Origin of the sequence: Megasphaera sueciensis (assembly GCF_050219315.1) — a bacterium.
In the GTDB taxonomy this organism is placed as follows: Bacteria; Bacillota; Negativicutes; order Veillonellales; family Megasphaeraceae; genus Megasphaera_A; species Megasphaera_A sueciensis.
This window is the reverse complement of the sequence record NZ_CP116939.1, coordinates 2,377,283-2,389,880: the sequence shown is the minus strand read 5'-3', so window position 1 is coordinate 2,389,880 and position 12,598 is coordinate 2,377,283. Positions and strand designations below refer to the sequence as shown.

Sequence of the window (12,598 nt, the reverse complement as noted above, 5' to 3'; positions counted from 1 at the left end):
TTAGTCTGCGTAATCTGTAATGTTTCTATAACATCACGTACGCACAGTCCCGTTCATATAATAAATTTTAAATTATTAACCGAGGCCATCAGATAATGCTGTTAACACATTGACTATTTTCTGCATCTATTATCCCCCCTTATGCTTAAATATAATAACTGTATAATCGAATAATCGATTATACAGTTATTATATATTATCCACTAAAAATTTACAAGACAATATGTTACCATTTTTGAAATAATAGAAAAAAACAAGAGTTTCTCATTATCTCAAAAACATTTATTATGCATGGTAAATAAAGATAGAATATAAGGCGGTACCATTTTAAAATTTCAGCAATTTTCAAAATCAATACTAACTCATTTATAATCAAATACACTTAATGCAAAATAATTTACCAATTTTACAAAAACAACCCTCTGCCACTAACAAAGTGTTATTTTTTACACTCATGTGTTAGATTTTATTTTTTGCTTATATTATATACTCCTGTATATCTAGATATACCTACTAGATATCCGCATACATGCACTGTTTTCAGTGTCGTATTATCATCTTTGTACCCTACTAAGTCGTTTCTCAATATTCAACCCTTTATTTTCATCAAAATACCCTCTACACCATTTTTCGGTCCTAATTGATAAAATCAAAAAAGAGCCCACTGGATTTCCCATGAACTCTATTACTATCTATTTCTTGTATTTTTAGTATCCATACAGCTTCTTTACCAATTCGTCAACTCGTCTACTTAACGATACCATTCATTGCGGTACAGTTTCCTCCTTGCTTCTTGGCAAGGTACATTTGCTTATCTGCCATACATATCATTTCTTCTATGGAAATATTCTTAATCGCATTTTCCATATTCACCGTATATATACCTATCGATGTAGAAATGCCTGGTTCTTTATTTTTCCGTAATTGAAGAATTTTAATCCGAATTCCTTCAGCAATCTGATACACAAAGGCTTCCTTCATATTGTTCAAGCATATTATAAATTCATCTCCGCCAAAACGGCACGCCCAGTCCTCTTTCATCCGAATCGTATTACAAAAGATCTTTGCTACATCAGCCAGTACCTGGTCCCCTTCCATATGTCCACAGTCATCATTAATCAATTTAAATTTATCTAAATCAACAAATAAAAGTGATATGGTCTGTTGATTGGCTGTCGCTTCCCGAAGATCTCGGTCCAGCCGAGAGTACATATACTTCTTATTATACAGCCCCGTTAATTTATCCTTAACGATCGTATCATTCATTTGCATAAAAAACTGTTGAAATAAAACCGTTTCCCTATACTCATCATCCTCGATAGTCAAAGCATTCGTCACATCTTTTACCAGTTCCAGTACACTTGGTTTTGCTTTATATAACAGCGGGATTACGGCAACCAGCCACAATTTATGGTGATATTGTACTAACTTATGGAATCCTTTCCCTTCCATATATGCTTTTTCCGCCATACAGCCATCACGTTTACAAGGGTACTCCTTCTCTTGGGAACAAATACAACGTCCATTAAAAAGTGGGAATTTCTTCCTGCTGTAATCAACGATCACTTCTTTAGAAAAAGGATGCACTATTCTAACCACCGTATACAACGAACTTAGAAAAGACATATCCATAACATCCTGTGTATCTTCAATTCTTTGACTACTCATCATAAAAATGATGTCATCTCCTATATCATTATCTATACGTCTGTAATAATACATTATATAATAGGGCAACCAGTTAATGCATCATTTACTATGTCACCTCTTTAGTATAAATTGCAATAATTACTACCTCCACAGTCTGAAATTTATTATACCACGATATAGTAGATTGTATAGCACTATTTATAATATATTTTTTTGACCTTTTTGCGTAGTATCTCTATATAAATACAGCAACTAAAAGGTTTCTTTAAATGAAAAAGCAAAAACCAGGTTCCACTCCTTTCTGTTCATTTTATATATACGGAAAAGGTCGAATACGTGTTGCTGTTCCCTCTTATTATTTCATAACTTTAACACATTGCATTCACCTGTATCTACTGGATATCTACACATATCCGCCTTATTTATCTGAAGCAACTAATCAAATTATTAGCTACTTTTAATACAGCAAATATCGTTGAAGTAAACTATTATAAAATATAAATATAAATTCTGACTACGGATAAGAGTCACTATAACATGATAAAAATTACATACCATGATTTTTCTAACGGTCCCATTGAACAATGTTGTAATCTTTGCAACGCTCGTATGTATCTTCAAGCTGAACGAAGTAAAAAACACACAATGGTCCTCCGTTCCATGAATTTTGACACTTGTTTAAACCTTCCTTCGAAAATGCCGAGAAACGTTTTCTATACATGGCATACGACGATGTAAAACCAAGATGTACATTATCTTTTTGTACATGTTTCCAATGGAAACAATGCTGATACTTTTTATAAAAAATATGGCTTTCATTTTAGTCATGATGTTTTTCAAGACATGATCGATGCCTATATACAGAAGTTGTAATAAACTCCCAAACCGAATACTATCTTCTTCAGATATAAAGCTAAATAGTATTTTTCAAAAGATATAGTAGAATGTAAGCAAGCTATCCATATTTCACTCCTTATTCGTTTGCTTGATACTGGCTGTTTCGGAGTTTTAACGGCCTTTTTCACTTTTGTGAACTTAATTGTACTCTATCATCACAGCCAACGTTGCGAGTAATCCAAAGAGATAAGTCATTGTCATCGGAATGTGAATATTTATCCACAGATTAGCTTAATCAAAAAAATATGAACCATTTTATTCTTTATAAAAATAAAAACCAAGTTTTACCTCTTATCGATGTTTGCTATACTTTTTATCTCACATTCTTTCTTGAATTAACTCTCCTAAAATATGAAAACCAGCTTCAACTTGTTGTAGTGAAAGTAAAGAGAAACTAATTCGTATATGACTTTGATCTATATGTCGCGGATAAAAATCATCGCCACAGGCAATATATACGTGATTCTTTTCCGCTTGTAAACAAAATTCTTTAGCCAATATTTTTTGAGGCAATCGTATCCAAAAAGATAACCCTCCTTGTGGATTTTGTACAATTACTTTGTCTGAAAATGCATGTTGCGCTACTTGATAAGCAAAATCAAATTGTGCCTTATATATCTTACGAATGTGTGCAATATGTTCCTGCCAAACACCTTCCCGCAGATATAAATCAAAAACACGCTGTGTCAAACCAGAGGTAGATATATCTGTTATATATTTAATTTTCAAAATCCGTTCTGCTAAATATTCCGGTATACACAAAAACGCCAATCGCAGTCCCGGCATAAACATTTTTGAAAAACTTTTGATATATATAACCCTATCATCTCGATCTAACGCCTTCAAGGGAGCTAATGGACTGGTACGAAAAGATAACTCACTGAGATAATCATCTTCTAATATACATACATCATAATACCGCATCAATTCCATAAAACGATTACGTTTTTCTATGCTATACGATATGCCTGTCGGATTCTGTAATATTGGCATCACATATATTAGTTTCGGACGAAAACGTTGAAGATATTTCTCCAATTTTATCACATCTATGCCATCTGGTTCCATCGGGATGTCAATAACTTTAGCACCTGCTGAGCGAAAAGCTGCAATAGCACCCGGATACGTCGGTGATTCTGTAAACACATAATCCCCATGATTTAAAAGAGCTCTGACAACAATATCTATTCCCTGTTGAGCACCAGAAATAACCTGTATATTTTTTGCACTTGTAGAAACATGGCGCTCTTTCAAATAAGTTACAACCGATTCCCGCAATGGTAAAAAACCTTGACTTCCTTCATAACTAAAAGTTTTTCCTTTATCACGATCTAATACTTTTATCACTAATTCTTTAAACTTTTTAATAGAAATAACATCCGGATTCAAAGCAATACTGCGCATATTAATCATGTCTCCATTTTGTTTGTTTTCCCATCCCTCTTCTAATAAGGTGCAATCCGCCATGACAGTTCCCATATCCAATTCCATCAGAGAGGTTTTTTCAGCAATATAACTGCCACTTCCACCATGAGAAATGACATACCCACTTTTTTCTAATTCTTTATATGCATTCACTACGGTTCCCGGATTAATAGATAAATATTGGGAAAATTTTCGTACTGAAGGCAATCGATACCCCGGTGCTAATACGCGTGAATGGATAAGTTCAATAATTTGATTATATAATTGAACATATAATGCATTTTTTTCATTCTTCGTCAACTGTATCGATACAAATTGATTAAATTCATTAGTCATATTGAATTTTTCTTCCTTTTCTTGTAGAATAGTAAAAATTTACCAAAATACAAATAAATTGTACTGATACAATTTATTTTAGTAAATTTTTACTATTTGTCAAGAAAAGAGGTATCTCATAATGGAAAATCGATATGAATTGAACAAAAATCTGGCACAAATGTTAAAAGGCGGCGTTATTATGGATGTCACCAATGTAGAACAAGCAAAAATAGCAGAAGATTCCGGTGCAAGTGCCGTCATGGCATTGGAACGTGTCCCTGCCGATATCCGTCGTGAAGGAGGCGTTGCACGTATGTCTGATCCAAAAATGGTTAGAGAAATCAAAGAGTCTGTATCCATTCCTGTTATGGCTAAAGTACGTATTGGTCACTTTGTAGAAGCTCAAATTCTACAAGCCATCGGTATTGATTATATTGATGAATCAGAAGTGTTAACACCAGCTGACGATGTCAACCACATTAATAAAGCGGCTTTCCAAATTCCATTTGTGTGTGGAGCTCGTAACCTAGGAGAGGCCTTGCGACGCATAGGTGAAGGTGCCTCCATGATTCGTACAAAGGGAGAAGCCGGCACAGGTAATATCATCGAAGCCGTTCGTCATATGCGTACTATGACAGTTGATATACACCGTGTCCAATTTTCCACACCCATGGAATTAATGCATCTTGCCAAAGAAATGGGAGCTCCGTTTGCTCTCATTCAGTATGTACATGAAAAAGGCACCCTTCCCGTTGTTAATTTTGCTGCCGGTGGCATTGCTACTCCCGCAGATGCGGCCCTGATGATGCAGCTTGGCGTGGATGGTGTTTTTGTTGGTTCAGGTATCTTTAAGTCAGGAAATCCTGCAAAAAGGGCAAAAGCCATTGTCAAAGCGACAACTTTTTACGATGATCCGGAAAAATTGGCGGCTCTTTCCGAAAACTTAGGAGAAGCTATGGTCGGAATCAATATTGATACTCTTTCCTCTAATGAACGACTGGCTAACAGAGGATGGTAGCGATGAAAACAATCGGTGTATTAGCAATGCAAGGTGCTGTATCAGAACACTTAGAAAAACTCTATGCCCTTGGTATCCAAGGGCATAGAGTTCGAACTGAAACTGACTTAAATAATATTGACGGACTTATTTTACCTGGCGGCGAATCCACTGTAATGGGTAAACTTTTAGAAGCATTTAATCTCCTTCTCCCGTTAACACGTCAAATCGAGGAAGGTCTTCCCGTTTGGGGTACATGTGCCGGTCTCATTCTCTTAGCAAAAACAATTATAGGTCAAGAAAAAACATATTTGAGTACCATGAATATCACAGTTCGTCGTAATGCTTACGGCAGTCAAATGGAAAGTTTTATCACACAAAAAACAATTTTTCCTGTCTCTACACATAAAATACCACTTGTATTTATTCGGGCCCCTTATATAGAATCTGTCAAACCGGATGTCACCATTCTCACAAAAGTCAATGGAAAGATTGTAGCTGCTAAACAAAAAAACATGTTGGCTACTTCATTTCATCCAGAACTTACAAAAGATATCAGTTTTCATCACTACTTTGTTTCCTTGTGCTAATATAATACTCGCATCTGCTAACGTATATTCCCTAGTTTGTAAAGATTATTTATCTGATCCCAAAGCGTCACGCTGGAAATAGGCTGAGTGATACATTAATGAACCATTCATACAAACTATCTATTTTGGTCTACTTTTTTTGAAATACCTCATTAGCAGTACGCAGGCAATGTAATATCCGAGGAAAACCTATATATGGATTCATCGTCGTAATCGCGCCTATAACTTTATCTTGTGCAGCCCCTTATCAAATCGATTGCCATCATTGATTGTACTTTGTTTGTCTGATGGAAGGACAATACCATTTTTCTGAAACACCTGATCCATGACCGGTATAGTTTCTACTACTTTTGAGAAACCGACATATGGTGCTAATTGGTATACAGATTCCCGTATTTCCAGCGGTGTCACTCTATCTTGAATCGCACCTTGAACACTCCTTTGAAACAATACCGTATCTTGATTCGTTACCAGCACCGCCAGCGTAACGAGATGCTGTTCCTTTATTGCGATTTTGACTTGTTGCACAATATCTCCGTAAACATACTTTTTCATTATCGCTGTCAGTTCAGGATCAGTCTTTTCAATACCCAAGCCCTGTTTTCCCATCATAGTGGCATGATTTTTATTTACTACGCTAGTCCGACTATTGCTATCCATCGTATCACCACTGAAAATTTGAGCGAAACTACCGCCCCCCATATTGAATAAACTTGTACGAATCAGACTCAACTGCATCGTCTTCTTCCATATCCTATTTTTTACCCTTTATTTCCCTTTCAACCAATTAAGGACTTCTGTAGTACTTACTCCGCCGCTAAAACGAATACCTACCTGCCAAGTTCCTGTACCTGCCGCTTTAGCTAAGTTCGTACCACTTGTACCCAACGGACTCGAACTGGACGTGCAGAACGGAATGACTTCTTTACCTCCGAAATTATGATGTTCAACAAACGTATAGACTACGTGTGGTGCCTGCTGCCACCAGAGTGGATAGCCGATGTAAACTGTATCATACGAATCCCAGTTTTCTACATCCCCCTCATATGTCGGGCGTAAGTCAGGTTGCCCATGTTCTTTCATGACACGACTGTCTGTATTTCGATAATTCAGATTTTCTTCTGTATACGACTGCGACGGTTTTATTGCAAAAAGTGCAGCATTTTTCTGATTGGCAATCGTTTCCGCTACGCGTTTTGTATTACCACTCGCCGAAAAATAAACCACCAAAATTTTTCCATCGCTTGACGTTACTTTCGAATCGACCTTCTGACTTTGCATTGTTTCAGGTACACTTCCACAAGCAATTAACGTCACTACTCCAGTGAATATTAATAACCCTGCTAAAATTTTTTTCCACATTGCATATGCTCCCTAATAAACAGCAACAATATCACACTTATCTTAAATTCTCTCATTCATAACAGTCCTGATAAATTCCTCATATTCACCTATATATCACAAAAAACATTAAAATAATCTTAAATTAGTTATTATCCACTTTACGCAGTACCTATCAATAATTCATCCCCACAGTAATAAAGGTAATAGAAATACCGAATCTCTACACCGTTTTATAACGAGATATTGTTTAGAGATATTGTTTAGATATTTGGTTTATAACTGATAATCATTTCTACAAGTTTTGGATCATAATGAGAAAAAAACAAACTTTGCTCTTCATCTATTTTTGTTATATGCTGCATATCTTCTTCTGCCAACACAAAATCAAATATATCAAAATTTTGTTTCATACGATTAAACTCTAATCAAAAGTATCACTTAGAACACACTCCATCGCAAGTATTTTCCTTAAATATATGAAATATCAGGATTTTTCATTCCCGGAAATATATTTTCCCCCATTATAGCAATAGCATAGCCATTGTATCAAAGACATCCTATGCTTTCAATACAAATGATTATTACTATGACCATCGATACGTTTTTTATATCACACTACCATGTGCTGTATAATAATGCGCAGGATATCCTATAAAATTTTTAACTGATACATCTTTATATTAAACCACAGGAGTTGCAATCATCATATTAAAGTCATTAACAAAAAGGGACTTTCTACCATCATAAAAAATGTATTAAATTCTTCACATAACTTTCTTTAAGACAAAATGTATTGTTTCACTTGCATAATCCAGTTATCAATCTCAGAAGATGCTGTCATCAGATGATTTCCTTCATTAGAGTCAAATCTGATTTCCATTTCGCCTAAAGATTTAGCACCTTCACAAACTTTTTTACATATTTAATGACGTGTCCAGGCCATCGCGTGTGCCATAGAATACCACCATGTGGAAGTCTCTACAACAATTAACACGTTATTCATATGTTCTCCTTATTTTTTACAAAAGTTTATTATATTCCTTTATATCTACAGGTTCGAGCCATTCGTTACATGCTCCTTCAGCGGGAACTTCAATTGCTACATGTGCAAACCAACTATTTTTAGCTGCACCATGCCAATGTTTAACTTCTGGCGCAATAGTAACCACATCCCCCTGATGCAATTCTTGTGCGTCTTTCCCCCATTCTTGATAATAACCACGCCCCGCGGTACAAAGAAGGATTTGTCCTCCTTTGTGGTGAATATGCCAATTATTTCGACAGCCGGGTTCAAATGTTACATTTCCAATAAAAACGAGGGCTGTTGAAAGCATATTTAAATAACTTTGACCTATAAAATATCGTGCAAAAGCATCATTTTTCGCTCCCATAGGAAATATACTGAACTGTTCGTTATCCATAAAATTCTCCTTTTCCCAAATATCTTATATCATTAATATACTATTTAAAACATAAACGATTGCTTACTATATCAATTGCTATGCCGCGGAAAATACACACAAAATAGATTCGATTGAAAATATTCTTTATTCCGATAGTTTAATAAATTCTTTTTTTATGCATTATTTAATGCCCCCACTATAGCATGCGGTACCTATAATTAATCCAGAATTTTTTACATCTTCCTCTGTTAGAATCACGTCTAACACCCCAACTACATCATCAAGATATTTAATTTTTGATACTCCGACAATAGGAGAAGCCATTCCTTTTGCAAATTGCCGTGCCAGTGCAATCTGTGTCATCGTCACATTATATTTTTCCGCAATTTCCCCGACTCTGTCCACTATTTTTTTATCTGTTTTTTCTGTTGCATCCTATTTTTAAACTGCAACTTTATCAGTCTGACTCCGTTCTGAATTAGAATGCCATTGAGATCTTGAAAACCTGCCAGATGCTAATGGACTGTAAGGAGTAAAAACAACTTCATATTTCCTGCAAATAGATATCAGTTCGCATTCATCCTCTCTACAGTAAATTATAGTGATTTTGCATAGTTACAAATTTTGTCCATCCCCCTTTTTCAGCCACAACCTGCATAGTATGAAACTGATAACCATACATGCAGAAACTCCAGGATTTAGCACTTTTCCTGCCCTTACTAGACTGTCAAGTGTTTCCATTGTTTTTTCTGGGAGTATCATAATCAAATCAATAAATAATATACAAATCCACATAATCAGTCCCTAATCGGTTTAAGGACTAATCAATTTTTTGGTTAATTACTTTTCTAGATAATCTTCCTTGATGCAACCTGCTTAATTTATCAACACTAAAAAACACCTTGGTAGCTAAAAAAATATCATCCCGTTTAAATTTTTTTAATTACCCGCCCCACAGATTCTTTGCTCGTTCCAGCAGAATAACAGTTAACTGTATCAAAAAAATTGATGCCCAACTCAAACGCATGTCTCATAGCTTCTTCACTTTCTTCATAATCAAGTGTCCCACCTAGAAAAATCGTAATAATATAATAGTTTAGTCAAATATGTCTATCTCAAAATGTAGAATAAAAATATATACTTTTACTAAAACTACTTTCAACACAAGAGAATTATAACTTCGTATTATAATATTTTCATGTATAAAATTGATAAAATCTAGCATAGAAACATTCTTCAATATAAAAAAATATTTAAATTTACTTTCATTTATCAACTCCGTTAATACAAGCAGGATGTTCTCACAAATTCAGCATAACACTTAAAGTTCACTACAAGTCAAGAAAAAAATTGCATTATTCTATGCCCGTCAATATAATGCAATACGTTATTGCTTATATAACAACTCATTGACAAAAATTTTACTTTGATGATATATAATTGTACGAATTATTCAGACGCAAAAACTAATAACGACTTAACATCAGGTATTTTCAATTTATTGCAATCTCATTACTGCCATAATATTTTTTACTTTTTAAATTTTAGCATTTTTTCAAAAAAATAAGCTATACGCGGTCTGTCTTTCGAGCTCAAAACCTTTTTGGCACTTTCCCAGTTTAACATATTTATTTCTTCTTATATTTAAGGCAACAAAAAAGCACTCCCTGCTGAATGCTTGCGGTGGAAAGGTTTATCCATTCCAGCCTTTCCAAAAGGGAAGTTTAAATAATCAGTCTGGTTCTAATTATTTATTCCTTAATATTTAAATTATTATCATACAAGTTACTAAATTTATATTTATAGTTTTATTTAATACTGTATTCATTTTAGAGTCAAGTTATGTTCGCAAAAACCACCAAACTTCAAATAGAGGTTACACAATTTTTGATAAGAGAAGTTCCATAATAATTTTGAGATTCATGTAGGAACGTCTGCTAGACCAATCTTCATTGTATTCCATGAGATAACTTGTCATTGATCGGACGTACGAATCCATGCTGGGAAATATTCCAACAACCTTCATGCGACGGCGTATTTCTTTGTTGAGCCGTTCCAATAGATTTTTTGAGGATATCTTCCTAGCATCCCTTTGATATTGTCAATATCTCTTTACACTTTTTTCTCGAGGATATTGGATCTACGCTGCATCCTTCAATGAGCGGTAATACTGTTGTCTCTTAATCATTGGAGGTAATCCTCCATTGGTGGAGCAGATTCTTCGGTTATTCCAGTAACTAATGAAATATCTCCATATAATTGTTTTCATATGTTCAACAGTTGTTTTTGAAGCATTATATCGATTATAGATTAATTCTTCCTTTAATCTTGCCCACATGCTTTCGCAACGGGCATTATCATGGCATCTGCCACCTGCACTGTTCATACTTTGTACTATTCCGTATTGCTTAATTGCATTACGGTACAGCTCACTGGTATACTGTGTTCCCCTATCACTATGCAGGATACAGCCCCGAATTTCTGGATATGCTTTATATGTATTAATTATTGTTTGTTCACATAACGTGGCTTTCATATTTGTATCCATTGCTAATCCCAGTACTGCAGAATCGAAGCAGTCAAAAACTGCGGATACATACAGTTTTCCATCCAGACACTTTATTTCAGTCATATCTGTTACGCACTTGCTTAACGGTTTATCAGAATAGAAATCACGTTTAATTAAGTCATCAGATTTTCTGGCTTCTTTATCAGCTTTTGTGATTCCATTAGGTTTTCTTTTTGGTCTATGGCTAATACCGATTTCTTCCATAACACGGTATACAGTCCGTTCACTCGGAATCTCAATACCAGCAGGTTTTTTTAGCTCTAAAGCTTGATGCATTCTGATTCGTCCGTAAGTATCATTGCATTCATCTTCAGCACAGATATCTAACATAGCATCTGCAAGAGACTGATATTTCCAAGGCTTATCTTTATATTTAAGATAATTGTGAAATCCCTGTCTGGTTACGCATAGGCTTTTACAATAGAATGAAATTTTACCTTTAATAGTGCCGTCTTCAGTTTTTATTGCAATAAATATCAATCTCTGTTTTTTGTTGACTTCCGACGGCTGGCGGCGAAAAAAGCGCTTGCTTCCTCAAGAAATTCATTCACTTCTTTAAGATGGCGATTCTCTTTGTCCAGTTCTTTAACACGCTTTTTAAGTTCAATAAGTTCCTCGTTAAGAGATAAGGCATTGGAAGGAGTATGAACAGCGTCTTTTGCCTCCAACCTACCTCCTTTGAAGGCTTTAACCCATGTATAGATAGTACTATCAGGAAGCCCCAGTTCCGTTGCGGCTTTGTGTCCACCAATCTCCTGAGCTAATTTTACAGCCTGTGATTTAAATTCTTGGTCATAAGTTTTTATAATTCGTTTTGCCATCTTATTTCTCCTATTCTCTATCAATTATATATCACAATCCTTGAGAATAGGGTGCCAATTTTTATTGTACAACATCAATAGAGACAATCTTCAATTTTGTGTAAACCTTCGATAAAGGGTTCTATAATAAATGTTGGGGTAAGACTAGACAATCCATTGTCTGCCTTACCCCATTTTGCGTAAAAAGATGGACATAACAGCATACGAAAAAATAAAAACACTGGACCTCTTATGGGCTGCCACATATATCTATCCAATCATTCCGAAAAATGACCGTAACATATATCCTTCCAGCTGTAAATTTTAAAGAAGCATCAGAATTTGCCCGACACTCTAATATCCAAACAACGGCGAAAGCCTATTCAGAAATTCTTTCCAGCAGAAGAGAAATACCGACTATGTTACTGAACAATATTGTTGATGGTGCTATTCAATCTCAAGGAATAAAAATAAACATCCCAACAAAAAACGACAAAATAATTCCAATAAATGCCCCTGTTGCAGAAAAAAAGTCCCAAAAACAAGCCCCAAAAGCTAAATAATGAAAAAAATATGGGTTCTCGATTATCTCGAGAACCCAGTAA

The 12,598-nt window shown here is 35.0% G+C and carries 14 protein-coding genes and 1 pseudogene; 4 read left to right on the top strand and 11 right to left on the bottom strand.

Features of this window, described 5'->3' with window-relative positions:
- Nucleotides 1–747: 747 nt before the first annotated feature.
- Nucleotides 748–1,671 carry a GGDEF domain-containing protein gene (locus NXG62_RS11515; RefSeq protein ID WP_427112552.1) on the bottom strand — a complete coding sequence of 308 codons (924 nt, stop codon included), beginning with the start codon at nt 1,669–1,671 and terminating at the stop codon, nt 748–750.
- A gap of 516 nt (nt 1,672–2,187) precedes the next feature.
- Here NXG62_RS11515 and NXG62_RS11510 point away from each other — a divergent pair.
- A complete protein-coding gene (locus tag NXG62_RS11510; RefSeq protein WP_427112551.1) occupies nt 2,188–2,388 on the top strand; it encodes a hypothetical protein in 201 nt (66 codons plus the stop codon).
- Nucleotides 2,389–2,865: 477 nt separating this feature from the next.
- Here NXG62_RS11510 and NXG62_RS11505 read toward each other — a convergent pair whose 3' ends face one another.
- A complete protein-coding gene (locus NXG62_RS11505) occupies nt 2,866–4,308 on the bottom strand; it encodes a PLP-dependent aminotransferase family protein (RefSeq protein ID WP_427112550.1) in 1,443 nt (480 codons plus the stop codon).
- A gap of 121 nt (nt 4,309–4,429) precedes the next feature.
- On the opposite strand from NXG62_RS11505, the gene pdxS reads away from it, so the two are divergent.
- Nucleotides 4,430–5,308 carry a pyridoxal 5'-phosphate synthase lyase subunit PdxS gene (pdxS, locus tag NXG62_RS11500; protein WP_322351530.1) on the top strand — a complete coding sequence of 293 codons (879 nt, stop codon included), beginning with the start codon at nt 4,430–4,432 and terminating at the stop codon, nt 5,306–5,308.
- A gap of 2 nt (nt 5,309–5,310) precedes the next feature.
- Entirely contained in the window at nt 5,311–5,877 is a 567-nt protein-coding gene (gene pdxT, locus NXG62_RS11495) for a pyridoxal 5'-phosphate synthase glutaminase subunit PdxT (protein WP_427112548.1), read from the top strand.
- A 219-nt stretch (nt 5,878–6,096) separates the two neighbouring features.
- On the opposite strand, the gene NXG62_RS11490 is transcribed toward pdxT, so the two are convergent.
- From NXG62_RS11490 to NXG62_RS11450, 9 genes and pseudogenes are all read right to left on the bottom strand, one after another.
- Nucleotides 6,097–6,615, bottom strand: a complete 519-nt coding sequence (locus NXG62_RS11490) for a carboxymuconolactone decarboxylase family protein (protein ID WP_427112546.1) — start codon at nt 6,613–6,615, stop codon at nt 6,097–6,099.
- 30 nt (nt 6,616–6,645) lie between these two features.
- Nucleotides 6,646–7,239 carry a flavodoxin gene (locus tag NXG62_RS11485; protein ID WP_427112544.1) on the bottom strand — a complete coding sequence of 198 codons (594 nt, stop codon included), beginning with the start codon at nt 7,237–7,239 and terminating at the stop codon, nt 6,646–6,648.
- A gap of 242 nt (nt 7,240–7,481) precedes the next feature.
- Nucleotides 7,482–7,631 (bottom strand): hypothetical protein, encoded by a 150-nt coding sequence (locus tag NXG62_RS11480; RefSeq protein ID WP_427112542.1) that lies wholly within the window; start codon nt 7,629–7,631, stop codon nt 7,482–7,484.
- Nucleotides 7,632–8,240: 609 nt separating this feature from the next.
- A complete protein-coding gene (locus NXG62_RS11475) occupies nt 8,241–8,642 on the bottom strand; it encodes a cupin domain-containing protein (RefSeq protein WP_427112540.1) in 402 nt (133 codons plus the stop codon).
- Between the two features lie 162 nt (nt 8,643–8,804).
- Nucleotides 8,805–9,029, bottom strand: a complete 225-nt coding sequence (locus NXG62_RS11470) for an aldo/keto reductase (RefSeq protein ID WP_427112538.1) — start codon at nt 9,027–9,029, stop codon at nt 8,805–8,807.
- Between the two features lie 524 nt (nt 9,030–9,553).
- Nucleotides 9,554–9,703 (bottom strand): aldo/keto reductase, encoded by a 150-nt coding sequence (locus NXG62_RS11465; RefSeq protein ID WP_427114280.1) that lies wholly within the window; start codon nt 9,701–9,703, stop codon nt 9,554–9,556.
- 797 nt (nt 9,704–10,500) lie between these two features.
- Nucleotides 10,501–10,713: pseudogene (locus tag NXG62_RS11460) on the bottom strand (transposase); the annotation flags it as partial.
- 51 nt (nt 10,714–10,764) lie between these two features.
- The gene (locus NXG62_RS11455; RefSeq protein WP_427112048.1) at nt 10,765–11,673 is read right to left on the bottom strand and encodes an IS3 family transposase; all 909 of its coding nucleotides are present in this window, start codon (nt 11,671–11,673) and stop codon (nt 10,765–10,767) included.
- Complete coding sequence (locus NXG62_RS11450) at nt 11,670–12,014, bottom strand: transposase (RefSeq protein WP_427111881.1); 345 nt, start codon at nt 12,012–12,014, stop codon at nt 11,670–11,672. Before NXG62_RS11450 ends, NXG62_RS11455 begins: the two co-directional genes overlap by 4 nt.
- A gap of 269 nt (nt 12,015–12,283) precedes the next feature.
- Between NXG62_RS11450 and NXG62_RS11445 the strand changes: the two genes are divergently transcribed.
- Entirely contained in the window at nt 12,284–12,556 is a 273-nt protein-coding gene (locus tag NXG62_RS11445) for a hypothetical protein (RefSeq protein ID WP_427112536.1), read from the top strand.
- The last annotated feature ends 42 nt before the right edge of the window (nt 12,557–12,598 follow it).

What these genes read in the sequence shown, in the direction of transcription:
- NXG62_RS11515 (WP_427112552.1), bottom strand. Translation starts at nt 1,671, where the DNA reads ATGATGAGTAGTCAAAGAATTGAAGATACACAGGATGTTATGGATATG.
- NXG62_RS11510 (WP_427112551.1), top strand. Translation starts at nt 2,188, where the DNA reads ATGATAAAAATTACATACCATGATTTTTCTAACGGTCCCATTGAACAA.
- NXG62_RS11505 (WP_427112550.1), bottom strand. Translation starts at nt 4,308, where the DNA reads ATGACTAATGAATTTAATCAATTTGTATCGATACAGTTGACGAAGAAT.
- pdxS (WP_322351530.1), top strand. Translation starts at nt 4,430, where the DNA reads ATGGAAAATCGATATGAATTGAACAAAAATCTGGCACAAATGTTAAAA.
- pdxT (WP_427112548.1), top strand. Translation starts at nt 5,311, where the DNA reads ATGAAAACAATCGGTGTATTAGCAATGCAAGGTGCTGTATCAGAACAC.
- NXG62_RS11490 (WP_427112546.1), bottom strand. Translation starts at nt 6,615, where the DNA reads ATGCAGTTGAGTCTGATTCGTACAAGTTTATTCAATATGGGGGGCGGT.
- NXG62_RS11485 (WP_427112544.1), bottom strand. Translation starts at nt 7,239, where the DNA reads ATGTGGAAAAAAATTTTAGCAGGGTTATTAATATTCACTGGAGTAGTG.
- NXG62_RS11480 (WP_427112542.1), bottom strand. Translation starts at nt 7,631, where the DNA reads ATGAAACAAAATTTTGATATATTTGATTTTGTGTTGGCAGAAGAAGAT.
- NXG62_RS11475 (WP_427112540.1), bottom strand. Translation starts at nt 8,642, where the DNA reads ATGGATAACGAACAGTTCAGTATATTTCCTATGGGAGCGAAAAATGAT.
- NXG62_RS11450 (WP_427111881.1), bottom strand. Translation starts at nt 12,014, where the DNA reads ATGGCAAAACGAATTATAAAAACTTATGACCAAGAATTTAAATCACAG.
- NXG62_RS11445 (WP_427112536.1), top strand. Translation starts at nt 12,284, where the DNA reads ATGACCGTAACATATATCCTTCCAGCTGTAAATTTTAAAGAAGCATCA.